The sequence below is a fragment of the Bartonella sp. HY406 genome, assembly GCF_025449315.1.
Taxonomy (GTDB): domain Bacteria; phylum Pseudomonadota; class Alphaproteobacteria; order Rhizobiales; family Rhizobiaceae; genus HY038.
On record NZ_CP104893.1, the window covers coordinates 350,489 to 375,337 of the forward strand.

Genomic DNA, 24,849 nt, shown 5'->3' on the forward strand with positions numbered 1-24,849 from the left:
TGAATGGGAAGCGTATATATTCTTGTCCATTAAAGTATTATTAAACCCAATTTCGGTTTAGGTATTGACCCTAAGTTATTTAAAGATCAATTAAATATAATCATGCCAAAAAAAAGATTTATCAGCTCATAATTACAGCCGTAAATAAAATTTTGATAATTTTTAATTTAGTTGGTGATAAATACTTTTTATAATGTAATATAACAATAAATCCATGAAGCCTATCGGGAGTGTCGAATTATGCATTATGATGTTTTTATCATTGGCGGCGGCGTAAATGGCTGCGGTGTTGCTCGCGATGCTGCCGGTCGCGGGTTTAAGGTTGGGCTTGCTGAGATGAATGACATTGCCTCGGGCACGTCATCAGCATCAACCAAGCTTATTCATGGTGGGCTGCGCTATCTTGAACAATATGCTTTTCGTCTTGTTCGTGAAGCTTTGATGGAACGCGAAGTTATTTGGCACATTGCACCGCATATTGTGCGACCATTGCGCTTTATTTTACCTTATCATAAGGGCTTGCGGCCAAAATGGATGCTGCGCTTTGGTCTTTTTATCTATGATCATTTGGGCGGCAGCAAAGAACTCAAAAAAACTACTGTGGTTGATTTTGCAAAAGAAACAGAAGATCCACTAAAAGCAGGTTATAAGCAGGGATTTGAATATTCTGACGAGCAGGTTGATGATGCTCGCCTTGTGGTTTTAAATGCTCGCCACGCCAAAGAGCTTGGTGCGGATATTATGGTACGCACAAAGGTTTTATCAGCCAAAATTATTGATAAAAAATGGCATATTGAATTAAAAAATACTCTAACCGGTGAAGAAAAAACGATAACCGCTTCATTCTTGGCCAATATGGCAGGGCCGTGGATTGATCATATATTGAAAGATGTTGCCGAAATAAGTGGTCACCCACAAATAAGGCTTGTTCAAGGTTCGCATATCGTTGTACCGAAATTATACAATCACGATCGCGCCTATATTTTTCAAAATCCAGATGGGCGCATCATTTTCGCAATTCCCTATCAAGAAGATTTCACCCTGATTGGCACAACAGATCGCGACTATCATGATGATCCAAAGGATGTAAAAATTTCTGATGAGGAAATTGAATATCTTTGCAACGCATCAAGTGAGTATTTTGCACAAAAAATTACCCGAGATATGATCGTTTGGAGCTATTCAGGGGTGCGCTCACTTTATGATAACGGTGCTGCTAGCGCGCAGAAAACCACTCGTGATTTTGTGTTAAAACTTGCTGATGAAAATGCTGACGCGCCACTTTTATCTTCTTATGGCGGTAAGATAACCACCTATCGTAAATTATCAGAAGATGTCATGGAATATGTAGAAAAATATCTTGGAACACGAAAAGCGGCATGGACGGGGGCAATACCTTTGCCGGGGGGTAATTTTCCTCATGGACGGTTAGATCTTATTCAAGATGGTATAAAGAAAGTTTTGCCGGATCTAGATGATTTTACTATTCGTCGTTTGGCGCGAAGCTATGGTACCGATGCGCTTGTTATATTTGAGCAGGGCGATAAGCCTTTAGGTCGTCATTTTGGTCACGGCTTATATGAGGCGGAAGTTGATTGGTTAATCAAAGAAGAATGGGCAATTGATTGGCAAGATATTTTATGGCGGCGTTCAAAACTTGGACTTTGGTTTAAGGATAATGAAATTGAACCTTTGAAAACTTATCTGGAACAAAGGAATATTAGCGCTAGTAAAGGGGCTTAAGCTTTTCTGATAATATTTAAATTTCGCAGCAAAACTGGTTTAAAAGGTAAATTGTTGGCTTGAGAATTTTTCTTGGGGAGTAGGGAGAAGGTTATGAAATATTCGCAGCTAAGAAATGAATGTATCGCCGAATTTATCGGAACTTTTTTATTCATTGCTATAGGTATTGGTTCTGTTGCAGGATTGGTACTTGCTGGGGCTAGTTACGGCCAGTGGGAAATTAGTATCATATGGGGACTTGGTGTCGCTATTGCTGTTTATGTCACTGGCGGCGTATCAGGCGCTCATCTTAGTCCATCGGTTACTATTGCTTTGGCAGTTTTTGGTGGTTTTCCCAAATCTAAGATTATACCCTTTATATTATCACAGTTGGCGGGTGCCTTTATGGGGGCGGCGGTCGTTTATTTGCTCTATCATAATTTGTTTGCCGTTAAAGATATGAGCAATGCGGGAGTATTTACTACCTTTCCCAATGCGAAAATAACCATTTTGCAAGCCTTTATGACGGAGTTCTTTATAACCGCACTTTTATTGATGGCTATTTTGGCGCTTACCGATAATGATAATGGCGCGCCGCGCGGTGCCATGGCACCATTTTTAATTGGTGTTGTTGTTGCAATTATTGGTGGCTCTTTTGGCCCATTAACTGGTTTTTCGATGAATGCTGCGCGCGATTTTGGCCCAAGACTATTTGCTTTTTTGGCTGGCTGGGGCCCAGATATCATGACAGGTGGACGCTCAATCCCTTATTTCCTCATTCCCCTTACTGCCCCAATATTAGGTGGGCTTGCGGGTTCATTTCTTTATAAACGTTTTATTGGCAAAGCATTGAAACAAATGAAGGCTGGCAACAGCAATTAACGGGAGCATATCATGGCGGAGAAAAAATATATCGTTGCTTTGGATCAAGGCACAACCAGTTCTAGAACCTTGGTTTTGAATAAACAGGCTGAAGTTGTCAGCGTTGCTCAGCGTGAATTTACCCAAATATATCCCCATCCAGGTTGGGTTGAACATGACCCGCGTGAAATTTGGGCAACTCAAAGCTCAACCCTAACGGAAGCTTTAGCAAAAGCTGGCATTAGCACCGATGAAATTGCTGGTATTGGTATTACCAATCAACGTGAAACGACTATTGTTTGGGAAAAAGCAACTGGAAAGCCAGTTTATAATGCCATTGTTTGGCAATGTCGTCGCACCACTGAAATCTGCGCAAGACTTAAAAAAGCTGGTCTTGAAGATCATGTCCGCAATAATACAGGTCTTGTCATTGATCCTTATTTTTCAGGCACCAAAATTGCATGGATTTTGGAAAATGTTGAAGGCGCACGCGAAAAGGCAGACCGTGGTGAACTGCTTTTTGGGACAGTTGATACATGGCTTATTTGGAATATGACGCAAGGTCGCGTGCATGTGACAGAATATACCAATGCGTCACGCACGATGATCTTTAATATCCATACGCTAGATTGGGATGATGAGATGCTAAAAGCACTCAATATTCCACGCTCTATGCTGCCTGAGGTGAAGCGCTCATCAGAAATTTATGGACAAACCAATCTTGGTGGTCGTGGTGGTACACGTATTCCTATTGCTGGTGCGGCTGGTGATCAGCAGGCGGCGCTTTTTGGTCATATCTGCGTCAATGAGGGGGAAGCCAAAAATACTTATGGTACAGGTTGCTTTATGTTGATGAATACTGGCAAAAAGGCCGTCACATCGCATAAGGGCTTGATTACTACCATCGCATGTGATGAAAACGGCGGCCCAGCCTATGCGCTTGAAGGCTCTATTTTCGTGGCTGGTGCGGCGATCCAATGGCTGCGCGATGAATTGAAGTTCTTTACCGACGCGGAAGATTCTGAATATTTTGCTGATAAAGTTGGTACTGCCAATGGTGTTTATGTGGTGCCAGCCTTTACAGGTCTTGGCGCTCCTTATTGGGATCCATTTGCACGCGGTGCCATTATGGGTATTACACGCGGTGTTAATCGCAACCATATTACTCGTGCAACATTGGAAGCTATTGCTTATCAAACTAAGGATGTGCTTGACGCAATGCTTGATGATGCAGACACGGATATGAAAGCCTTGCGCGTTGATGGTGGTGCGGTTGCCAATAATTTCTTGATGCAATTTCAAGCTGACATTTTGCAAAAACCAGTCGAGCGTCCGGTCATTCTTGAAGTGACAGCCTTTGGTGCTGCCTATCTTGCTGGTCTTGCGGTTGGCTTTTGGAAGAGCCTTGATGAAGTGCGGCAAGTGTCCAGCGTTGAAAAATTATTTAGTCCATCGGACGATGTGGCAAAACAGCAAAAACGCTATAAGGGTTGGAAAAAAGCCGTTCAGCGCGTCCGCGATTGGGACATCGAAGACGCAGAGGGTGAATAAAATAAAAACCATCAAGCAAAGTTATTAAAGTTACTTTGATTGATGGTCTAGCTTCATTAAATAGCCAAATGCCCCAAGCTAAAATTTGAAGAATTAGCTTGGGGCTTTTTTATTTAGCTTCCATCGCGTTCATGTAAATATGGAACAAATAGATCTTTCCAGTCATTTGGTTTTGTTTTTATTGTACCTGAAAGGCCTAAAAACTCAGCAAAGTTCATAACATTAACTGGTGTTGTCGAAAATTTGGTATCCGGATCATTAATAATTGCGAGTATTTCATCCTTATCAATTTTTACTTTTGAACTATTGACAAAAATTTCCGCAGCAAGCTCTTTATTTTCTGCGATAAATTTATTGGTTTCGTCTAATGCGTCGATAAAGGCTTTGGTTGTTTGCGGATTTGCATCAACAAAGCGTTTAGGTGCATAGGTTACGTCGAGAGTGAGGTTGCCTACATAATCAACTGAGTTAACCACCCGATGAATATGGTCTGATTTGATTTCAACTTGTTGGAATGGTGGTGAGGTGAAATGGGCAACAATTTCTGTCTTCCCAGCGATTAATGCAGCCACAGCCTCAGGGTGGGGAAGTGCAACGGTTAATGGATCAAGTTTTGCATAATTATCATGGCCAAATTCTTTTGCTGCAATCATCTGTAAGACTACTGCTGCAAGCGATGTCTTTATGCCTGGAATGGCAATTTTATCTCCTGACTTAAAATCGCTTAAGGTTTTGATATGATCACGATTGGTATTTAACCAAAGCGAGGTCGCACTCAAAGCACTTAAGCCAATTACCTCAACATTAGGAATACCACGAGCTTTTGACCAAAGGGTAATAAAACCCGGCGCGCCTGTGCCTGCAATGTCAATAGATCCTGCCATCATAGCGTCATTAATGACATTGCCGCCATCAAGAATAACCCATTTAACGTTTAAATCACCAAGACCTTCTTCCTTAGCCTTTTTTTCAAATATTTTTTGGTCTTGCATTACAATCAATGGCAGATATAAAATTCCATAGCCACGTGAAACACGCACTTCGTTTACTTCTGCTTGTGCCTTGGTAAGGCTGAATGCAATTATTAGAATAAATAAAAGCGATTTTGCCAATAATTTTATATTTTTATTCATGGTTTCCTCCCATTTTAAAATTATCGAAAATTAGATTAAAGCTTAATCAAAGCCAAACTTAATGTTGCATACCCCAGCGGCGAATAGTTTTACGTTCAATCCATGCGAAAATAATATTTTCAACAATGAGGCCAATGATAATCACCGTAAAAAGACCGGCAAACACGTTTGCTGTTTCAAGCTGGTTGCGGTTTTCGTAAATAAACCACCCCAATCCGCCAGATCCCGAAGAAGCACCAAACACCAACTCGGCTGCAATTAATGTGCGCCAAGCAAACGCCCAACCTACTTTTAATCCAGTTAAAATAGATGGAAAAGCCGCAGGTATAAGGATTAAACGCACCAATTTTAAACCTTTAAGCCCATAATTCATGCCAACCATCTTGAGCGTTGTGGAAACAGAGCGAAAGCCTGCATGGGTATTTAGGGCAATTGCCCATAAAACTGAATGAACCAAGACAAAAACAATACTGCCTGTACCAAGACCAAACCAGATAAGCGCTAGGGGTAAAAGCGCAATGGCTGGAAGTGGGTTAAACATTGAAGTCAGTGTTTCCAATAGGTCCGAGCCGATACGCGAGCCAATTGCTAATGTGGTTAATAAAGCGGCTAATATAATACCTATACCGTAGCCAATCACTAATGTTTGCAAAGATGACCAGGTGCGTGCTGGGATTATGCCGTTCATAATATTTTCAATGAAAGCATGTACCGTATCAATAAAGGTCGGGAATAAAAGTGGATTATTCAGCCATATGCCATAGGCTTGCCAGATAGCCGCTAAAATGACCAAAATAAAGGCTTTTCTAACCGCACTTATTTTATAAAGTTTTTCAAATAATGATAATTGTTTTTCAACTTCGGGAATACCTACCGGTAATTCCGTTTCTATTCGTTCAGGGCGTATTAAGATGGAATTAGACATAAATTTCCTCCCAAAGCAATGCAGATGCTAGAGTATTTCCTGTGAAAGTTGGGTCAACTTTTGCGTTGGACAATGCGACAAAATAATTAGAGCACGATATTGCCTCAACAATAAATAGACGTCCTCTAGTACCAAATGAAACCTATTTGATCGTGCGGTTAACTTTAATATTTTAGCTAATGCACAAAAAGCATATCATTGATACGCGCTTCTAGTTTTCCTTGTTCATCTGTTCCTAGTAATTCTGCCGGAATGCTATTTAACTCAGCTTTTACTTGGCCAGGATGAGCGGAAAGAAGTAGGATACGTGTGCCAATGCGGATTGCTTCCTCGATTGAATGGGTAACAAAAAGCACAGTAAATTTTGTGTCTTCCCAAAGGCGCAGTAATTCATCTTGCATTTTACGCCGTGTTAATGCGTCAAGGGCCGCAAATGGTTCATCCATCAGCAAAATTGCAGGTTCCATTGCCATGCCGCGTGCAATAGCAACGCGTTGTTTCATGCCGCCTGACAATGTATGAGGATAGGAGTCGATGAATTTATAAAGACCAACTTTTTCAATGTAAGAAGTGGCGCGTTCGTCAGCTTCCTTGTCATTCAATTTGCCACTTGCCGTGAGTGCAAATTTAACATTTTCTCGTACTGTTTTCCAAGGCAATAATTGGTCAAATTCTTGAAAAACCATCATTCTTTCAGGGCCGGGGCCGGTTATTAATTGGTTGTTGAGCTTAATTTTCCCCTCTGTTGGTTTAATATAGCCGCCAACAGCTTTTAACAATGTTGATTTGCCGCAACCTGATGGTCCTAATAGAATAAATCTATCTGCATTAAAAATATCAAAGCTTACTTTCCAAGTCGCTGTAACCAGTGTGTCAGGCGTCTTATATTGTAAAGTTACCCCGTCAACCGACAATAGCGGTTGCAGCGCTTGCGCGTTATTTGACATTGAATTCTCCTCCTCCGATAAGCGTTGACCACTATTGCAAGGCCATGTTATCGAATTAAAGAGCATAAATTAGAATACTGACTCTAACCTGACATTGAGGTTCAAGCGTGCGACTTTTGGTTGTCGAGGATGTTAGCGATATTGCCATTGCTGTTCAAAAGCATTTTCAATTGAGCGGCCATGCCGTTGATCTGGCATACAATGGCAATATTGCATGGGATTATCTTTGTGTTCAAACTTATGATCTTGTTATTCTTGATGTTAATCTTCCAGAGTTGAATGGTTTTGAATTATTGAAACGTTTACGCAGCCAAGGTAATTCCACACCTGTTTTAATGCTTACGGCTCGCTCCGCCATTGGTGATAGGGTGAGTGCTTTGGATCTTGGTGCTGATGATTATTTGGTAAAGCCATTTGATTATCTTGAGTTAGAGGCGCGGGCGCGGGCATTATTGCGCCGTGCTAAAGGACAAAGTCAAAATCTTGTTCGCTTTGGAGCCTTAGCAATTGATACAGTTGGGCGCATTGCAACGATTGATGACATTCCTTTAGAACTCACGAGCCGTGAACTGACTATATTAGAAATATTGGCAATTAGAAATGGTCGCTTTATTTCTAAAGAGGAACTTTTGGAGCAAATGTTTGGTTTTGACCGCACACCACAAATAAACGCAATTGAACAGTTTATCCGGCGTTTGCGGTTAAAATTGGCCGATAGTTGTATAGAGATAAAAACTACACGGGGATTGGGGTATCAACTTGCGCATATTCAAGCACTTTAATTCGCTAAAGTTACGATTTTTAGGTGTGCTAATATGCATTGTCATAGTTGTAACCGCTTGTATTTGCTTTTTTACTTGGCAGTTTGCTTTTGTTACATCAAAACAAGCTTTTGACCGTATTTTAACCAATGCAGCAATTCAAATTGCCGAAAATATTTATACTCAAGGCAAAGTAATAACGCTTGATCCGCCTGCCGCAGCGCTTGGATCTTTGTCGCGCAATGATTTGGTGTTTTATAAGGTTGTCGATGCACGTGGTATAACCGTTGCAGGCAGTGCTGATTTACCGCGCGCTGGTACGCTTGATGATATCCAAAAATCCGTGGTGTTAAAAGATGGCCAATTCGATAATATGGCGATACGCATTGCGTCTATTGGCAAGCGCCTGACAATTGATGGCATACCACAATGGGCTGAAATTACCGTTGGCCAAACCACCCATGAAAGAGATGAGCTTGCATCATCCATGGCGACCAAAGCCTTTATCATTATTTTTATTATGAGCTTTTTGATCATTTGCATGAGCTATTTAGCTATTAGTTATGCATTGTCACCTTTGACAAAAATCGGCAATGAAATACGAAATCGTCTACCTGAAGATATGAGCGCCATTAAATTTGATCTGCCGATAGAGGTTAAGCCTTTTACGCAAGCTTTAAACGATTTTTTTCAACGGCTTTCCAAGCGCATGGTGCGAATGCAGCGCTTTATTGCCGATGCTGCCCATCAGATAAAAACCCCATTAACCAGTTTGGATGCTCATGCAGAAATGCTGTTGCGAAAAAATACTTCGCCAGAACTTCAAACAGATTTAAGGGAAATGCGGGTTAAAATAAAAGCTCTTTCAAGGCTATGTCACCAAATGTTGGGACGAGCAATGGTCACCCATCGCTCGCAAAATCAAAGTTTTAGCGAGTGCGATCTTGTTGCGCTTTGCAAAACAACTTTGGTGCAAACCGTTCCTCTTACATTAGAACGTGAGGTTGCAACGGCTGTTTATCATAATGGTTTTAAGCAGTTAAAAATTCTATGTGACCCAATCACACTTTGCGAGGCTATATCCAATCTAATTGATAATGCGCTAAAGCATGGGGCACATACTCGCTTAATTCTGACAATTGGTAGTGATGAGGAGGGGGCATGGATACGTGTTTCTGACGATGGACACGGTATTTTTGAAGGCGATTACGAACGCTTATGCTTACCTTTTCAAAAGGGAGGCGATCATTTTGGTAATACTGGTCTTGGGTTGACGATCGTACGCGATGTTGTTGAAGCGCATCATGGGCGATTGCAGTTTTCTTCCAGTGATGGCATGTTTCATGTTGCAATTAATGGGTTAAAACTAGCTAGTTAAATGTAATAATCTGTAATACTCTTCGATTAAATTGATAGATTTAAATGAAGAGTGAAGTGATTTATAGCGAATCGACAATAATAGCATACCTACGTACAGTTAATTAGGAATTATCACTTGGTATCAATGGTGTTAAGAGCAACTTTGTTGAAATATTTCATAAATGGAACCATCTTATATTGCAAAGTAAGAGATTTATTTTATGAAGTTATAAAATTCAAAAGCTGTTGTTTAGCGATTAATGGTGATATTAATAAGCCAATTCCATTAAAAATATGGGTTGATGATCCAAATTGGCGCCTAGAAAATTGGAGTGGAAAATGGATAGAATAAGCCTTATCACAAGACGCCAAGCAATTTTAAGTGGGCTTTCAATTGTATTTTTAGCAGGCACGGCAAAATTACTACCTGCTGCAAAAGTCGAGCAAAGTGAGCTTGATCTTATATTAAAACAATGGGTCTATTGCCTTTATCAGAAAAGTGATTTTGGTGCATTAAAAGCCAATTTTTATGAACAGCAGTTTATTGAAAAATCTGCATTATTGAGCGCAGTCAAAGATCCCCTTTTGTCGTGATATGTGTGATTTTACTATGTGGGCATCACAAATAATAAAATAGGAGCATGCGCATGACGAAAGGCATAATCACATTCAAAACGGCCCTATTACAATCGGGGCATGATTTTTTAGCTTTAAATAATTTAACACAAGATAGCTGGACAAATAAGCGTTATGCTTTAAGGGGTGATGATGCGGTTATGGATAATAATTCCGCACCGCTTGCTTATTCTGCCAATATTAACAATGAAGACGATCCTTCAGGCTATGCAGTTGAATTACTTGATTTGAATATCGTTTCATTACCAGCTGGCCGTTTGTGTTTTTTTATGATGATCGGAGCACGAATTTCATCAATTTCTTTAACATTACCGTTAGAACCATTATCCTTTGACGAGATGAAAATTATGGCTGCCGCTATTGATCAATCTTTTGAGCAGGCTGGTTATCTTTTTTTACGCGGCAATAGGGAGATGACAGAAAGCAGCTTTGGTGATAATCGGCGACAAAAACTCGATACTTATGCAGAATGGCGCATCCCAGGTAAAGAAGATCAATTTGAATATTCCTTGCAAATTAATGCTTATGACTCTTATTCCTCGGTTGCTATTACAACGCCGCTTGGTCCCGCGCCCAGCCTTGAAGATAGAAGAAAATACCTCATTAAATTTTATGCTTCAGTTAAAGGTGATGCAAGTCGTGAACAATTTGCTTTAAGGGACGCTCGCCGATTAGCCATCAATGGCGATATAAACAAGCCAATTCCATTAAAAATATGGCTTGATGATCCAAATTGGCGCCCAGAAAACTGGAGTGGAAAATGGATAAAATAAGCCTTATCACAAGACGCCAAGCAATTTTAGGCGGGTTTTTGTAACCTTAAATTTTTAAGCGAAATGCCGTGATAGAGAAACATAAAGCATTAAAACGCCACATGTTTCGAAAGGTTAAATGGTCTCAATACCATTCATATGATGTTTAATGTGTTTTTTCACGCGCAAAGTTCAGCACTGTTTCAAATGGTTTTGGTAATTTAACACGTTTTGGCATAACAAAATCTCCATTGATGCGAATGGCATATCGTGTCGATAGTTCCTCAATTACGTCTTGGGTTAGTTGTTTGTAGGTGGATAAAACTTGCGCAAAAAAAATATCTTTTTCAGCAAGAATAGAAAAATCACTACTTTTATAAATGCACTTGTCTACTTCAATAAGGCAACGCTCTAAAAGGGGGGCACAAATATCTTCGTAATTGTAAACCATATTACGATATTGCTCCTTGATGGGATAAAAATCATAATCGGCTAATGGGTAATCCATGCGTATATTGCCAAGGTAATTTTTAATAAAGGCAAGTTTTTGTTTGGTTTTTTCATCAAGTTCCTCGCTCACTGCATCGCCAAAAGCTGCAATTTGGCTTGGTCTTTTATTAGGAAAGTAAATTCCACCTTTTGGCGAAAAATTATAATTGCCAACTTTATAAGCGTCGAAAAATAGCTCAATATCTTTTACAACTTGTTTTAATAAAATAGTCATGCTGAGCACCATCTTGACAAGGGGTTTTATTTTTTATTTCTGTTATTATAATAGTGACCAAGAATATTATAGTGTCAATTGATATTGATGAATTCGTGCTTAGATGGTTGCTTGGCTGTTGGGATCTTTTCACTTTGCTCTTAACCAAATTTATAGGTAAAATAATGCTCAATTTTAGCTCTGATTATTTAGAAGGCGCTCATCCGCTTATTTTAGAAAACCTTATGAAAACTAATATGGAAAAAACGCCCGGTTATGGCCTTGATCCCTATAGTGAAAAGGCAAAGCAAAAAATTAGAGACATTTGCAAAAAGCCTGATGCAGAAGTTCATTTTCTTGTTGGTGGTACGCAAACCAATGCAACAGTGATTAAGGGTATTTTGCATTATTGTGAAGGGGTTATTGCGGCTGAAACAGGCCATATTGCAACCCATGAAGCTGGTGCTATTGAAGCTGGCGGCCATAAGATTTTAACTTTGCCCCATGAAAATGGTAAAATCAGTGCAAAATCCGTCAGTGATTTTATCGATATTTTCAATAAGGATGGCAATAATGCCCATATGGTACAACCCGGTATGGTTTATATTTCTCATCCGACCGAATATGGCGCTCTTTATAGCGCCCAAGAGTTGCAAGATCTGCATGATATCTGCAAAAAGCATAATATTCCGCTTTTTCTTGATGGCGCACGCTTAGGCTATGGGCTAGCTGCAAGAAATACCGATGTTACCTTAGAAGTAATTGCTGAAAATTGTGATGTCTTTTATATTGGTGGTACTAAGGTAGGTGCATTATTTGGTGAAGCCATTATTATTCCGCAAAAAGGTTTGGTCAGCCACTTCTTCACCTTTATTAAGCAACAAGGAGCATTGCTTGCCAAAGGGCGTATTCTCGGTATCCAGTTTGATACATTGTTTAGCGATAATCTTTATTTAAATATTGCCAAGCATGCGATCGATATGGCGGAAAAAATCAAAAAAGGTTTTGCTGACAAAAATTATCGCTTTTTCTATCAATCGCCTACCAATCAGCAATTCATTATTCTTGAAAATGAAAAAATGGCGGAGTTAGCTCAAAAAGTGATCTTTAGTTTTTGGGAAACTTATGATGATAATCATACTGTCGTGCGCTTTGCCACCAGTTGGGCAACAAACGAAGCCGATATTGATCAATTACTCGCTATTATCTAAGTAACTTGGCTAAAAAGCGGACGCTGTCGTAAAGACAGCCTCCGCTTAAATAAACTACTTGTTTTTATTATGCTCTTGGTGCTTCAACCAAAATTTTAATCTGAGTTTTTTCCTTGACCAAGGTTTCAAAACCTTCCGTCACAATATCATCAATCTGGATTTTTTTGGTAATCAACTTGTCGGCGGCAAAATAGCCTTGCGTCATCAGTTCCATAGTAGCTGGAAAAACATCGCGATAAGCAATAGTGCCTTTCATGGTACGTTCTTTCAGTACAAGTGTATTGGGCTGAATCGCAGCATCTTTTTCCCAAATGGAAACAACGATAACCTCACCCTCATAGCGCACACAATCGATATTTTGTTGCAAAACGCTTGGCACGCCGGTTACTTCAAAGGCAACTTCAACACCTCCGCCCGATAATTCGCTGATACGCTCGGTTACATTTTCAGTCGCTGGATTAATTGCATGGCTCGCACCAAGCTCCAAAGCTTTTTTGCTGCGCTGCTCAGATAATTCTACAACGTAAATTTGCGCAGCGCCAGCAGCGCGTAAGGCTTCAACCACCAAAAGACCAATTGGCCCTGCACCAAAAACTACCGCCTTATCGCCAGCTCGCAATTTGCTGATACGCACCGCGTGAAGGGCAACCGCGGCGGGTTCTACCAACGCGCCTTGCTCCAATGATAGACTATCAGGCATTTTATGCACCATATGTTCGGCTACAACTGTGTAGCTCGCAAAACCGCCGCCACCACCGGAAAGTCCGTGAAAGCCCAATTCATCACAAAGATTATATTTGCCATGCCGGCAAGCATCACAATTGCCACAAGATAAGATAGGCTCAACTACAACACGGTCTCCCACTTTAACGCGGGTAACACCTTCGCCAATCTCGCTAACAACACCAGAAAATTCGTGCCCCATAATAATAGGAGCTTGTTCACCACTAATTGCATGGGGTTTATCAACCGGAATAAAAATTGGCCCAGCAATATATTCATGTAAGTCACTGCCACAAATACCAGTCCAAGCCACATTGATTTTGACTTTGCCAGCACTTACCTGCGGTTCGCTCACTTCTTCAACTCTAATATCCCCTGCTTTATACCAACGTGCAGCTTTCATTTTGTTTTCCTTTCAAGGTCAAACAACAACCTACTCAAATGGTTCATATGTTGAAACCAATGGGTGCGTATGGGAATTTAAATTGATTCTAATACCAATTTTATGAATGTCCAGCATAATCTTGCAACATATTTCTATTGGAAGTAATGGTAATAAAATACCCATGATAAAAGGGATAAATGTCGCCAAAGTCACTTGCTCAAAGCTTGAAGCATTGTAGCTTTTGGCTCTGCCCATCTTTGTTCATATGCGGAAAAGCCAGCATTTATAAAGAATCTTTGCTTGAATCATGAATTTAAATTGACTTAAGAACAAAAAGAGAACATAAATAATACAAATAATGAATATATGGAGAATCGAATGTCAGACCTTATCTATGATATGATTTCATTTGTATCTATTATGCTTTTTGTTGCCACCATTGGAATTTGGATGGTTGCTATATAAAAGTAACATATTTTGTGTTTTATGCGGGTGGGGAAAGGCCATATGCAATATGCATATGGCCGTGTTAGAGCCGTAATTTTCACAAATTGGAAATATACTCAATAATTTAGCATTTTACATTGATGTGATTTAAGCGGGGAAAAAAAGCAAGATTGCATTTTGGGGGTTACTTTTCATGAGCAATTGGCATATAAAACACACTTAGCCTTATATGTTAGAAATTTATCAACCCGACGGTATTAAAGCCGCTCGGGCGTTTGCCACAGGAAGAAGCGCCATGCCAAAACGTTCTGATATCAAATCCATTCTTATTATTGGTGCGGGTCCCATTATTATTGGACAGGCTTGTGAATTTGACTATTCCGGTACGCAGGCATGTAAGGCTTTGAAGGAAGAAGGTTACCGTGTTATTTTGGTAAATTCCAATCCTGCGACAATCATGACTGATCCAGATCTTGCTGATGCAACTTATATTGAGCCAATCACACCAGAAGTGGTTGCCAAAATCATTGCTAAAGAGCGGCCAGATGCGCTTTTACCAACCATGGGTGGGCAAACTGCATTAAATACAGCGCTTTCACTCAAGCGTATGGGGGTTCTTGATCGCTATAATGTTGAAATGATTGGTGCTAATGCTGAAGCCATTGATAAGGCGGAAGATCGTGCGCTGTTTCGTGAAGCGATGAAGAAAATTGGTCTTGAAACACCGCGCTCAATGCTTGCCAATGCAACGGAAATCAAAGAAGAAGATCGCGCTATCCATGAGGCTGAGCGCGCGCGTTTACGCAGTGAATTATCGGGCGATGCGCTTGATAAGGCTTTAGATGAATTAGAGACAAAATGGCAGCTAGGTTCGGCTGCGCGCAAACAGCGCTATATTGCCCATGGTATGGGTAAAGCTGGTCAAGCTTTGGATCATGTGGGTTTGCCAGCAATTATTCGCCCATCCTTTACCCTTGGTGGTACAGGCGGTGGTATTGCTTATAACCGTACTCAGTTTTATGAAATTGTTGAAGGTGGGCTTGATGCCTCGCCAACTACGGAAGTTTTAATTGAAGAAAGCGTTCTTGGTTGGAAAGAATATGAAATGGAAGTGGTGCGTGACCGCAAGGATAATTGCATCATCATCTGCTCAATTGAAAATATTGATCCAATGGGCGTGCATACTGGCGACTCAATTACCGTTGCGCCAGCATTAACCTTGACCGACAAAGAATATCAAATCATGCGTAATGCCTCTATCGCAGTCTTGCGCGAAATTGGTGTTGAAACCGGTGGTTCCAACGTGCAATTTGCTGTTGATCCAGCAACTGGCCGCTTGATTGTTATTGAAATGAATCCGCGCGTATCGCGCTCTTCGGCGCTTGCTTCTAAAGCAACTGGTTTTCCCATTGCAAAAATTGCAGCTAAGCTTGCCATTGGTTATACTTTGGACGAGCTTGAAAATGATATTACGGGCGGTGCAACGCCTGCATCATTTGAACCATCCATTGATTATGTGGTTACTAAAATTCCGCGTTTTGCTTTTGAAAAATTTCATGGTTCGTCAAATGTCTTAACCACTGCTATGAAATCGGTGGGTGAAGTTATGGCCATTGGTCGTACTTTCAACGAGTCTTTGCAAAAAGCTTTACGTGGTTTAGAAACAGGCCTTACTGGGCTTGATGAAATTTTAGTACCAGAGCATGAAGAGGGCGATGAGAAAAATGCCATTCGTGCCGCTATTGGTACGCCAACGCCAGATCGTTTGCGCTATGTTGCCCAAGCCATGCGTATGGGTTTAACTTTGGCAGAAATTCACCAAATTAGTCGTATTGATCCTTGGTTCTTGGAGCAAATTTACGCCATTGTTCAAATGGAAGAGCGTATTCGCGTTAATGGATTGCCAGAAGATCAAGAAAATTTGCGTATGCTTAAGTCCATGGGCTTTTCAGATGCGCGCCTTGGTACACTTATTGGCAAAAATGCTGATTTCGTTGCCAATTTGCGTAAAAATTTGGATGTTAAGCCAGTATTTAAGCGTATTGATACCTGCGCGGCAGAATTTGCTTCGCCAACCGCCTATATGTATTCAACTTATGAAGTGCCATTTGCCGGCAGCATTCGTTCAGAAGCGCAAGTATCAAGCCGTAAAAAGGTGGTTATTCTTGGTGGTGGGCCAAACCGTATTGGGCAAGGCATCGAATTCGATTATTGCTGCTGTCATGCCGCCTTTGCGCTTCGTGATGCTGGTTATGAAGCGATTATGATCAATTGTAACCCTGAAACTGTTTCAACCGATTATGATACATCAGACCGCCTTTACTTTGAGCCATTAACCGCTGAAGATGTGCTATCTATCCTCGAAGCAGAAAAAGAAAAAGGCGAGCTTGTCGGTGTTATCGTTCAGTTTGGTGGTCAAACGCCACTGAAATTGGCAGCAGCGCTTGAAAAGGCTGGTATTCCGATCCTTGGCACATCACCCGATGCAATTGACTTAGCCGAAGATCGTGATCGCTTCCAAAAGCTTTTGGTAAAGCTTGATTTAACCCAACCTAAAAACGGTATTGCTTATTCGGTTGAGCAAGCGCGACTTATTGCAACAGAACTTGGTTTCCCATTGGTTGTGCGTCCATCATATGTCTTGGGCGGCCGCGCTATGCAAATTATTAATGATGAACGTAATTTGCAAAACTATCTTCTTGATACAGTTCCAGAATTGGTACCTGAAGATATTAAAGCGCGTTATCCAAATGATAAGACTGGGCAAATCAATACTTTGCTTGGCAAAAACCCATTGCTTTTCGACACCTATTTGACCAATGCTATTGAGGTTGATGTTGATTGCCTATGCGATGGCACCAATACGACAGTTGTTGGTATTATGGAGCACATCGAAGAAGCTGGTATCCACTCGGGCGATTCAGCTTGTTCACTTCCAGTCCACACTTTGTCTGCTGAAATTGTTGTAGAATTAGAACGCCAAACGGCAGCACTTGCTAAGGCATTGCATGTTGGTGGTCTGATGAATGTGCAATATGCGATTAAAGATGGCGTCATTTATGTGCTTGAGGTTAATCCTCGTGCATCACGCACCGTGCCATTCGTTGCAAAAGCTATTGGTCGACCTGTTGCAAAAATCGCTGCCCGCATTATGGCAGGTGAACAATTGGATGGTGCTTATAATCAATATGGTGGCAAGCCGATTGAACCAAAGCGCCAACATATTGCAGTTAAAGAAGCAGTATTTCCATTTGCGCGTTTCCCCGGTGTTGACACTTTGCTTGGGCCAGAAATGCGCTCAACTGGTGAGGTTATGGGGCTTGATTATGATTTTGCTATGGCTTTTGCCAAAGCACAGCTAGGTGCTGGTGTAGATCTTCCTCGCTCTGGTACTTTGTTTGTTTCTGTGCGTGATAGCGATAAGGCGCGGGTACTAAAACCAGTCAAGCAATTGGCAGCTCTTGGTTTTTCTATTCTTGCTTCAAGCGGTACGCAAAAATTCTTGAGCGAAAATGGTGTGGAAGCTACCAAAATCAATAAGGTTTTAGAAGGCCATCCGCATATTGAAGATGCCATTCGCAACCGTCAGGTGCATATTATCTTTAATACAACCGATAGCCCAAGTGCGGTATCCGATTCCAAATCGCTTCGTCTTGCTGCGTTGTTGCAAAAAGTACCTTATTACACCACCATATCTGGTGCTGAATCAGTGGCTGAAGCAATTGAAGCCTTAAATGCTGGCTCACTTGAAGTGCGCGCATTGCAAGAATATTTTGTTGCATAAGCTTTATTTCAGCTAGGGGGTAGCTTCCTAGCTTTGATTTGCAACTAAAAGAGCCAAGCATTTGTTCATCGCAAATGCTTGGTTTTTTATTTTGGTCTTTTTATGTTTGGCGTGTATGTTATAGGCAAGAGTTTTTAGTAATGACTTTTTGACATAATAATTGGTTGTTGCAATTAAAGCGCCTTTAAAGTCAAAATGATGCGGCAGCTTTGCGATAAACAGAAAATGCAATGGAGAAATGAAAATGGTGGCAGATTTAAAAAAGCGGATTGAAATTTGTGTTGCTAATATTACGACATTGAAAGTTGATGCGATTGTAAATGCTGCCAATAGCTCATTATTGGGAGGTGGCGGCGTTGATGGCGCAATTCATCGCGCTGCCGGGCCTGACCTTGCGCTTGAATGTCGTATGTTAAATGGCTGTAAAACGGGGCAAGCAAAAATCACTAAAGCCTATAAATTGCCTGCACAATTTGTGATCCATACGGTTGGGCCGGTTTGGCAAGATGGTAATCATGATGAGCCAAAATTGCTGAGGGATTGTTATCAAAATTCATTTTTGCTTGCTGAAAAACACCAATGCCAAATAATTGCGTTTCCGGCAATTTCAACCGGAATCTATCGCTTTCCAGTCTTGGCTGCTTCTAAAATTGCTATTGAGACAATAGGCAATTTGATGCAAGATCATGAAACACCACAAAAGGTTATTTTTTGTTGTTTTTCAAATGAGGTGGCACAATTATATGATCAAGCTTTGGAAGATTATTTGAAAAACTAACCTGCAATAAAAAGATCGCTTTAAAAGGCGATCTCTTTTTTAATTGGATAGATGTAATTTAAAAAATCAGCCTTTAAAGTCACGAGCGAGCAAATAAAGCTCCACCGACTCGGCACGTGATGCTGGTGGCTTAACATGGTGGACAGATTTAAAGTTTTTCTTCAACATGGTAAGCAACTCATTTTCAGTGCCACCTTGGAAGGTCTTGGTTAGAAAGTGGCCGCCCGGCCTTAGCACTGAAATAGCAAAATCAGCCGCAACTTCACAAAGATGGGTTGTCCGCAAATGGTCGGTGCGGCGATGCCCAGTGGTTGGCGCTGCCATATCTGATATGACAAGGTCTGGTTTACTGCCAAGCGCATCAAGTAGTTTTTGCGGTGCATCATCATCAAGAAAATCCATTTCCAGCAAAATAACTCCGCTTAATGGATCAACATGCAGATAATCGATACCAACAACACTCGGCGCTTCTTCGGTGGAGCCCACAAGATCGGCTGCAACTTGACACCAACCACCTGGTGCTGCGCCAAGATCAATAACTTTCTGGCCTTTTTTAAGTAGTTTATAACGGTCGTTAATTTCGATCAGCTTATAAGCCGCACGTGAGCGATAGCCATCAATTTTGGATTGATGCACGTAAGGATCATTAAGATGGCGTTCAAGCCAACGGCGTGATGATTCCTTGATCGTGCCGGCTTTCTTTTTAACGCGATTAAATAATTGCCGACTACCGGCACCACCTCTACCACCGGTTGTTGTTGGTTTGCTCTTTTTCATTTGTTATTTACCTTATCATAATGGTTTTGTCGGCGCGCAAATCGGCTTTTGCGCCATGCGCCGCTATGCGACATAAGTTCGGTTAAAATGCCCTCACGCAAACCGCGATCGGCAACGCGAAGGCGGCCACTTGGCCAAATATCGCGAATGGCTTCAAGAATGGCGCAGCCTGCCAAAACAAGATCGGCACGATCTGCACCAATGCAAGGATTGGCAACCCGTTCGCTCATATTCCATGATAGAAGCTTTTCAGTCATTCTATCAACCTCATTGCTTTGCATCCACATGCCGTCAATACGGCGGCGATCATAGCGCTCAAGTTTAAGATGAATGCCAGCAAGCGTGGTAACAGTGCCAGAGGTGCCGAGTAAATGGAAGCCTTGACTATTGACCAATGCACCAAGCTTTTCGCGCTCATTGAAATTGGCAAGCAAATCAGTGACATGTTTTTTCATGGCATTAAAATCATCGGCGGTTACCGTTTCACCACCAAAAAGCTCGGCAAGAGTAACAACACCAACCGGCAGTGATGTCCAAGCAATAATATGATCGGCAAGGCGCGGTGAGCGGCGATGCGAGACATCAATCAACGCAATTTCAGACGAGCCACCACCTATGTCAAAGAGCACTATGGCTTCTGTTTCAGGTTCCACCAAAGTGCCACAGCCTGATACGGCAAGTCGTGCCTCAGTTTCACGGTTAACAATTTCAAGCGCAAGTCCTGTCTCACTTTTAACGCGGGCAATAAATTCTTCACCATTTTGCGCAGAGCGACAAGCTTCGGTTGCAATAAGCCGTTGATGGCTAATATTGCATTGTGATAATTTATTGGCACAAATTTTTAAAGCTTCAATGGCACGGTTCATTGCCGTTTCGCTTAGATTATTGTGGCGGCTTAGACCCTCACCAAGGCGTACAATACGCGAAAATGCATCAATAACTCGAAAATAGCCTGGGCGCGTTGGCGAGGCAATCAGCAGGCGGCAATTATTGGTGCCAAGATCAAGCGCCGCATAAAGACCATTATTGCGCGTTGGTTTGTCATAGTGAGTATGGTTGGGTAAGTCCTCTTTGAGTTTGGTAAAAGTTTGATTGTCAGCACCTGCAAGCCCAACTTGCTTTTCAAAGCTACGATTGTTTTTTGTGTTATTGCTTTGCCTGCCACCATGGCGCCTTAAATGAAACTTACGATAGCGGCGCTCAGGTATTGGATCTTTTTCGCTGTTTTCGATCGTTTTAGCGCTAAAGGGCAAAACAGCACTATTGCTTTTATTTTTAGCGCAAGGCTTATCAGCCTGTCGATCCTGACTATCCACATGCGTGATAGGTGGCTGTAGAGATTGATTAGCGCGCGCAATAGTCGAACGTCTACGCCGGCGCTTTTTATTGGGCGTAGCAGTCGTTTTACCTTCTTGCGCCATTTTGGTCGCAAAGGGCCTATTGGTATTATTCGTTATAGGACTATTGGTATCTGCCACTTTACTGCTAGCAGCCGTGACACCATTACCTTGTAGGTTTTGGCCATTTAAGTTGGCATTACGCGATTTTTGTCGCCTTCTTGCCCGCTTTTTTGTCTTAAAAGGGCGTACACCATCATGAGATGATTGCTGCGTAGTTAAACGCGAGCTATCATCATTTAAAGTATTGACGATAGCTTTTTTATCAGCTTCCATATCGTCACCAGCCCCCCGTACCGGCTTTTTATAGCCTTCATGTAGCGGAGTCATCATCTATTCCTTGTGAGCGCTACACAATCATTTAAGCATTCTCAATCGGGCTAGATTAAAGCCTTGAATAACAATTGCTTAATATAAGGCACAATTTTAAATGGATAAAATTGAGCTTGAGAGGAGCACTTAATATTTTACGTTGCCATTAATGTAACAGTGCTTTGACAATTTACCAATAGGTAAATGACATAATCTTGATTTTTTTGGCCGCAAACTGTGCGTTTTTTGATTTTGACGCAACAATAGCTGTCTAAATAGCAAATTTCAGCAAAATAACCAACAAATGATAAGACCATTATCAGGTTACCGCTTGATTTAGTTTGATAGCGAAATTGTGATAAGTGAGAGGCTTTTGTTTCAGCCGTTTTATTACTATATATTGAATATAAATAGAATTGTGGGAGCAATATTTATAACTAACCTAGAACAAAATTAAAAAATTTATTTAACTGAAAAAGAAAATTTAAAATGCTTGTGATGATTAGTTATTATTACATGCTAATAAGAAGGAAAAATCCATGTCTTCATTTAATTCAAGAAATAACATGCCTCCCCTTCCTAATATTGGTATTAAATGGGGCTGGTTTTTAGCGCTTGGTATTGCGCTTTTAGTGATAGGTTTCATTGCAGGTGTTTATACTTTGGCAGCATCCGTTGTTGCAGCCTTTTATATTGGTGCTTTAATGATATTTGGCGGTGTCGCCCAAATTTTCCAAGCTTTTAGTGTTAAGGGTTGGGGGCAGTTCCTGTTGTGGTTGATTGCCGGTATCATTTATTTGCTTGCTGGGTTTGTTTGTTTTTATAATCCTCTTGAAGCTGTTGTTGTGTTGACCTTTGTGCTTGGCTTCTTCCTTATCTTATCTGGGGCTTTGCGTATTGTGATTGGTTTCCAAAATAATGGCATTACTGGATCTGGTTGGATTATTCTAGCCGGTGTGCTTTCTGCGCTTTTGGGTCTTATGATTCTTATTGGTTGGCCTGCCAATTCATTTTATATTATTGGTATTTTTATTGCCATTGATCTTATTTTCCAAGGATGGGGCTGTATTGCATTTGCGCTTGGTTTAAAAGCTATTCAGAAATAAGAGCTTTTTAAAAAGACAGGTTTAAAGCAGGGCTTGAAGTAGGATTTTAAATCCATTCAGCTCTGCTTTTTTATTTTAATCATCTTCACATTATAGCCAAACTGCATTACCTTAGAACTACAATAAATATAGGTAATTGCAATAAATATGGGGAAGGCTTTTATGAAAATTACAATTGAACTTGATGATATGAGTGCAAATGGCTTAAGAGCATTTAATGATAAGGAATGTAAGGGTTGCTCAATCGAAATGGCAGCAAGCCAACTCCTAGCTAAGACTTTAAAAGAACTGGGCTATGTTACCGATATTGCTCAAACAGGAACATTGCCGGAGAATTTGAATTCATCGAATGACGATTGATCATAAAAACCAAAAAAGCACTGGACAGCAAAATTTGGAAAATGCTGGCCAAAGCCATAAAGATATCGCGCAATTGCCAATCAAGCAGGTAAAAAGACGCTTTTTTTTACTGCTTACATTGGCATTGGTTCTTATCGCCGTATTGGTGTGGTTAACGCTTGCGGTGTTAGAGGCTAATAATATTGAACCGTTCGGCGAATTAGCAATATTGCTAACTTCATTTATAGTTGTTTGATTATTAGAATTTTTATTTTACCTTTTAGGTGCAATTAAGTTTAATAAAATCTTGCGCCAGTTATCATAATGTTCAACTGGTAATCCTTTAAAAGGTGAACAGCGATTTAAAGCGGCTTTTGCAGTTGTCGCCATAATTTTTTGTTGTTTTTCATCGCCGCCAATTGGCGTTATTTTTGCTTCACCCATAATCGCACCATCGCGATCAAGCTCCATTTCTACTTGAACACTTAAACGCTCAATACCATCACTGCCAAAGCCTACTGGTAGGCTCCATATATGGGACATACAGCCTTGAATAATTGATCCAACGGTTTGAGCAAGATTGGCTTTGTTATTGCTATTAATCTGCTCACCAAAGCCTTGTTTAATCACATCTTGCATTGTATTTGGCGGTTCTGGATAAATTGGACGCTTTGAAATATTGTCTTTCAAAGGCAAAGAATCTGCAACCAGATATGATGGGGTTGACGCTGATTTTTCAGCATATGCAGCAGGTTGAAAAATTATGAGCGTAAAAAGCACATAGGGAAAATGTTTCTTAAAAACCAAAACTCAACCTCCAATCTCGATCATATTTTTTCCAACATCACAAAACAAATGGTACTTGAATTTTTTTGTTTTAGAAAGCCATCAAATTTATTGTTTCGATGGATAAAGATTAAGAGTAATTAGACGCCATTGTGCATAGGATTCGGCAGGTAGCCCTTTAAATGGTGAGCATCTTTTCAAAGCAGCTAGCCCTGTCGTTGCCATAATTCTTTGGGCATTTGGATCGCCGCCAATAGGTGTCAATTGTGGCTCACCTATAATATCACCATTAGGTCCCAATTCAAAAACAGCTTTTACCATTAATTCTTGACTACCACCGGCGGCACTGATAGGCGGTTGCCATACATTGGACATACAGCCTTGGATTATAGAACCAACAGTCTGCGCTAGTGTTGGCTGATCACCAATATTTTGCGAGCCACCAAAGCTAGCCTCACCGTCACTGCGTTTAGCACCGCCACCTTGGGTTCGCGTTCTATCAATCATTGCAGTCTGTGGGTTATTATTGATTATATCTGCAACGTCTTCACCCGCGGCAGAGCTTGCTGAAGGCTTTGGTGTCTCCGTTGGCGTACGTTCGGTGGTTTTGGCTGTTGCTTGCGGGCGTGCACCGGGGATCGGTGCATTTGTGGTTGGCAATTGCGGTACCGGTTCGACTTGCGTTGTTTCTTGTGGTTTTACAGCTTCTACTGGTTTTGAAACTGTTGGTTGTGGCTCAACTGGCTTTGGTTCTTGCGGCTTTGGCTCCATAGGTTTTGGTTGAAGCTCATCTTGTGTTGCGGCTTGTGTTGGAATCTCTTGTGGCTCTGGCTTTTGCTGTTCTGGCTTTACGGGCTCTGGCTTCGGCTCAACCGGCTTTGGTTCTTGCGGTTTTGGCTCCACTGGCTTTGGCTCTATTGGCTTTACGGGCTCTGGCTTGACAGTATTTGGCTTGTTTTGATTTTCAACAATTTGTGGTGTTGGTGGCTCAGCCTTTGCCGTTACCTGTGTTGCATCCATTGCACCACTATCGGGCTTTGTTTCAATTGGTTTATCCTGCGGTGGTACAATATCAGGTTTAGCGTCAGGCTTGCCTGCGGTTGGCTGGTTTGCATTGACATCGCGCGGCTTTTCTTTAGGTTTTAACGGTGTAGCAACATCAACCTCGCCATCGCCGACATTTTCTGCAGCCGGCTTAACTGCGGGTTTTGTGGTTGGCTTAGGAGCAGGTTTTTCGGATAGAGGCGAAGTTTTATCACCCTCGCGTATTGATGCTTTATCGCTAATTGGCACCAGCGTAATCGGCAATGCTTCCGTCAATGTATTTTCAAGCGGCTTTGGTACCGCATTAAAACTAATAAATGCGATAGCAAGTGCGAGTGCGTGTAACCCAACCGATGATAAAAAACCTGACTTCATATTTTTCTACTTATGACTCTTGGTTGTAATTGTTA

The 24,849-nt window shown here is 41.2% G+C and carries 22 protein-coding genes; 13 read left to right on the forward strand and 9 right to left on the reverse strand.

Annotation, left to right across the window (positions count from 1 at the left end; all coding sequences use genetic code 11):
- The first annotated feature begins 240 nt into the window (after positions 1–240).
- The 3 genes from glpD to glpK all read left to right on the forward strand — a co-directional run bounded on the left by glpD (position 241) and on the right by glpK (position 4,134).
- Complete coding sequence (glpD, locus tag N6B01_RS01405) at positions 241–1,743, forward strand: glycerol-3-phosphate dehydrogenase (RefSeq protein WP_262079574.1); 1,503 nt, start codon at positions 241–243, stop codon at positions 1,741–1,743.
- 93 nt (positions 1,744–1,836) lie between these two features.
- A complete protein-coding gene (locus N6B01_RS01410) occupies positions 1,837–2,604 on the forward strand; it encodes an MIP/aquaporin family protein (RefSeq protein WP_262079576.1) in 768 nt (255 codons plus the stop codon).
- Positions 2,605–2,616: 12 nt separating this feature from the next.
- A complete protein-coding gene (gene glpK, locus N6B01_RS01415) occupies positions 2,617–4,134 on the forward strand; it encodes a glycerol kinase GlpK (protein WP_262079578.1) in 1,518 nt (505 codons plus the stop codon).
- 113 nt (positions 4,135–4,247) lie between these two features.
- Here the strand turns inward: glpK and N6B01_RS01420 are convergent, their stop codons facing one another.
- From N6B01_RS01420 to N6B01_RS01430, 3 genes are all read right to left on the reverse strand, one after another.
- Positions 4,248–5,267, reverse strand: a complete 1,020-nt coding sequence (locus N6B01_RS01420) for an ABC transporter substrate-binding protein (protein WP_262079579.1) — start codon at positions 5,265–5,267, stop codon at positions 4,248–4,250.
- Between the two features lie 58 nt (positions 5,268–5,325).
- A complete protein-coding gene (locus N6B01_RS01425; RefSeq protein WP_262079581.1) occupies positions 5,326–6,192 on the reverse strand; it encodes an ABC transporter permease in 867 nt (288 codons plus the stop codon).
- Between the two features lie 176 nt (positions 6,193–6,368).
- Complete coding sequence (locus N6B01_RS01430) at positions 6,369–7,139, reverse strand: ABC transporter ATP-binding protein (RefSeq protein WP_182418575.1); 771 nt, start codon at positions 7,137–7,139, stop codon at positions 6,369–6,371.
- Between the two features lie 107 nt (positions 7,140–7,246).
- On the opposite strand from N6B01_RS01430, the gene N6B01_RS01435 reads away from it, so the two are divergent.
- The 4 genes from N6B01_RS01435 (at position 7,247) to N6B01_RS01450 (ending at position 10,668) form a co-directional block, all read left to right on the forward strand.
- Positions 7,247–7,921 (forward strand): response regulator transcription factor, encoded by a 675-nt coding sequence (locus tag N6B01_RS01435; protein ID WP_262079582.1) that lies wholly within the window; start codon positions 7,247–7,249, stop codon positions 7,919–7,921.
- A 25-nt stretch (positions 7,922–7,946) separates the two neighbouring features.
- The gene (locus N6B01_RS01440; protein WP_262079583.1) at positions 7,947–9,278 is read left to right on the forward strand and encodes a sensor histidine kinase; all 1,332 of its coding nucleotides are present in this window, start codon (positions 7,947–7,949) and stop codon (positions 9,276–9,278) included.
- Positions 9,279–9,598: 320 nt separating this feature from the next.
- Positions 9,599–9,853 carry a hypothetical protein gene (locus N6B01_RS01445; protein WP_262079584.1) on the forward strand — a complete coding sequence of 85 codons (255 nt, stop codon included), beginning with the start codon at positions 9,599–9,601 and terminating at the stop codon, positions 9,851–9,853.
- A 53-nt stretch (positions 9,854–9,906) separates the two neighbouring features.
- Positions 9,907–10,668, forward strand: a complete 762-nt coding sequence (locus tag N6B01_RS01450; RefSeq protein ID WP_262079585.1) for a hypothetical protein — start codon at positions 9,907–9,909, stop codon at positions 10,666–10,668.
- Between the two features lie 145 nt (positions 10,669–10,813).
- On the opposite strand, the gene N6B01_RS01455 is transcribed toward N6B01_RS01450, so the two are convergent.
- On the reverse strand, positions 10,814–11,371 hold the full coding sequence (locus tag N6B01_RS01455) for a hypothetical protein (RefSeq protein WP_262079586.1): 558 nt from the start codon (positions 11,369–11,371) through the stop codon (positions 10,814–10,816).
- A 164-nt stretch (positions 11,372–11,535) separates the two neighbouring features.
- Between N6B01_RS01455 and N6B01_RS01460 the strand changes: the two genes are divergently transcribed.
- Positions 11,536–12,561: a threonine aldolase family protein gene (locus N6B01_RS01460; protein ID WP_262079588.1), complete on the forward strand. Its 1,026-nt coding sequence runs from the start codon at positions 11,536–11,538 to the stop codon at positions 12,559–12,561.
- Positions 12,562–12,628: 67 nt separating this feature from the next.
- Here the strand turns inward: N6B01_RS01460 and N6B01_RS01465 are convergent, their stop codons facing one another.
- Complete coding sequence (locus tag N6B01_RS01465) at positions 12,629–13,687, reverse strand: 2,3-butanediol dehydrogenase (RefSeq protein WP_262079590.1); 1,059 nt, start codon at positions 13,685–13,687, stop codon at positions 12,629–12,631.
- A 724-nt stretch (positions 13,688–14,411) separates the two neighbouring features.
- Between N6B01_RS01465 and carB the strand changes: the two genes are divergently transcribed.
- Together carB and N6B01_RS01475 are read left to right on the forward strand one after the other, a co-directional pair.
- A complete protein-coding gene (gene carB, locus N6B01_RS01470; RefSeq protein WP_262079592.1) occupies positions 14,412–17,900 on the forward strand; it encodes a carbamoyl-phosphate synthase large subunit in 3,489 nt (1,162 codons plus the stop codon).
- 244 nt (positions 17,901–18,144) lie between these two features.
- Entirely contained in the window at positions 18,145–18,678 is a 534-nt protein-coding gene (locus N6B01_RS01475) for an O-acetyl-ADP-ribose deacetylase (RefSeq protein WP_262079594.1), read from the forward strand.
- Positions 18,679–18,744: 66 nt separating this feature from the next.
- On the opposite strand, the gene N6B01_RS01480 is transcribed toward N6B01_RS01475, so the two are convergent.
- Positions 18,745–19,455 (reverse strand): RlmE family RNA methyltransferase, encoded by a 711-nt coding sequence (locus tag N6B01_RS01480; RefSeq protein ID WP_182418583.1) that lies wholly within the window; start codon positions 19,453–19,455, stop codon positions 18,745–18,747.
- The gene (locus tag N6B01_RS01485) at positions 19,452–21,185 is read right to left on the reverse strand and encodes a Ppx/GppA phosphatase family protein (RefSeq protein ID WP_262079596.1); all 1,734 of its coding nucleotides are present in this window, start codon (positions 21,183–21,185) and stop codon (positions 19,452–19,454) included. The genes N6B01_RS01480 and N6B01_RS01485 overlap by 4 nt, the downstream gene beginning before the upstream one ends.
- A 518-nt stretch (positions 21,186–21,703) precedes the next feature.
- On the opposite strand from N6B01_RS01485, the gene N6B01_RS01490 reads away from it, so the two are divergent.
- The 3 genes from N6B01_RS01490 to N6B01_RS01500 all read left to right on the forward strand — a co-directional run bounded on the left by N6B01_RS01490 (position 21,704) and on the right by N6B01_RS01500 (position 22,865).
- Positions 21,704–22,270, forward strand: a complete 567-nt coding sequence (locus N6B01_RS01490; protein ID WP_262079598.1) for an HdeD family acid-resistance protein — start codon at positions 21,704–21,706, stop codon at positions 22,268–22,270.
- Positions 22,271–22,432: 162 nt separating this feature from the next.
- Positions 22,433–22,630, forward strand: coding sequence for a hypothetical protein (locus N6B01_RS01495; RefSeq protein ID WP_182418584.1), 198 nt, complete (start codon positions 22,433–22,435; stop codon positions 22,628–22,630).
- Positions 22,620–22,865, forward strand: a complete 246-nt coding sequence (locus tag N6B01_RS01500; protein WP_262079601.1) for a hypothetical protein — start codon at positions 22,620–22,622, stop codon at positions 22,863–22,865. Before N6B01_RS01495 ends, N6B01_RS01500 begins: the two co-directional genes overlap by 11 nt.
- A 17-nt stretch (positions 22,866–22,882) precedes the next feature.
- On the opposite strand, the gene N6B01_RS01505 is transcribed toward N6B01_RS01500, so the two are convergent.
- A complete protein-coding gene (locus N6B01_RS01505) occupies positions 22,883–23,416 on the reverse strand; it encodes a cell envelope integrity protein TolA (protein ID WP_262079603.1) in 534 nt (177 codons plus the stop codon).
- Positions 23,417–23,503: 87 nt separating this feature from the next.
- Positions 23,504–24,814, reverse strand: coding sequence for a cell envelope integrity protein TolA (locus tag N6B01_RS01510; RefSeq protein WP_262079605.1), 1,311 nt, complete (start codon positions 24,812–24,814; stop codon positions 23,504–23,506).
- Positions 24,815–24,849: the final 35 nt, after the last annotated feature.

Coding starts and splice junctions, on each gene's coding strand:
- N6B01_RS01455 (WP_262079586.1), bottom strand. CDS start 11,371: ATGACTATTTTATTAAAACAAGTTGTAAAAGATATTGAGCTATTTTTC.
- carB (WP_262079592.1), top strand. CDS start 14,412: ATGCCAAAACGTTCTGATATCAAATCCATTCTTATTATTGGTGCGGGT.
- N6B01_RS01490 (WP_262079598.1), top strand. CDS start 21,704: ATGTCTTCATTTAATTCAAGAAATAACATGCCTCCCCTTCCTAATATT.
- glpD (WP_262079574.1), top strand. CDS start 241: ATGCATTATGATGTTTTTATCATTGGCGGCGGCGTAAATGGCTGCGGT.
- N6B01_RS01460 (WP_262079588.1), top strand. CDS start 11,536: ATGCTCAATTTTAGCTCTGATTATTTAGAAGGCGCTCATCCGCTTATT.
- N6B01_RS01480 (WP_182418583.1), bottom strand. CDS start 19,455: ATGAAAAAGAGCAAACCAACAACAACCGGTGGTAGAGGTGGTGCCGGT.
- N6B01_RS01495 (WP_182418584.1), top strand. CDS start 22,433: ATGAAAATTACAATTGAACTTGATGATATGAGTGCAAATGGCTTAAGA.
- N6B01_RS01475 (WP_262079594.1), top strand. CDS start 18,145: ATGGTGGCAGATTTAAAAAAGCGGATTGAAATTTGTGTTGCTAATATT.
- N6B01_RS01445 (WP_262079584.1), top strand. CDS start 9,599: ATGGATAGAATAAGCCTTATCACAAGACGCCAAGCAATTTTAAGTGGG.
- N6B01_RS01450 (WP_262079585.1), top strand. CDS start 9,907: ATGACGAAAGGCATAATCACATTCAAAACGGCCCTATTACAATCGGGG.
- N6B01_RS01430 (WP_182418575.1), bottom strand. CDS start 7,139: ATGTCAAATAACGCGCAAGCGCTGCAACCGCTATTGTCGGTTGACGGG.
- N6B01_RS01500 (WP_262079601.1), top strand. CDS start 22,620: ATGACGATTGATCATAAAAACCAAAAAAGCACTGGACAGCAAAATTTG.
- N6B01_RS01510 (WP_262079605.1), bottom strand. CDS start 24,814: ATGAAGTCAGGTTTTTTATCATCGGTTGGGTTACACGCACTCGCACTT.
- N6B01_RS01485 (WP_262079596.1), bottom strand. CDS start 21,185: ATGATGACTCCGCTACATGAAGGCTATAAAAAGCCGGTACGGGGGGCT.
- N6B01_RS01465 (WP_262079590.1), bottom strand. CDS start 13,687: ATGAAAGCTGCACGTTGGTATAAAGCAGGGGATATTAGAGTTGAAGAA.
- N6B01_RS01425 (WP_262079581.1), bottom strand. CDS start 6,192: ATGTCTAATTCCATCTTAATACGCCCTGAACGAATAGAAACGGAATTA.
- glpK (WP_262079578.1), top strand. CDS start 2,617: ATGGCGGAGAAAAAATATATCGTTGCTTTGGATCAAGGCACAACCAGT.
- N6B01_RS01410 (WP_262079576.1), top strand. CDS start 1,837: ATGAAATATTCGCAGCTAAGAAATGAATGTATCGCCGAATTTATCGGA.
- N6B01_RS01420 (WP_262079579.1), bottom strand. CDS start 5,267: ATGAATAAAAATATAAAATTATTGGCAAAATCGCTTTTATTTATTCTA.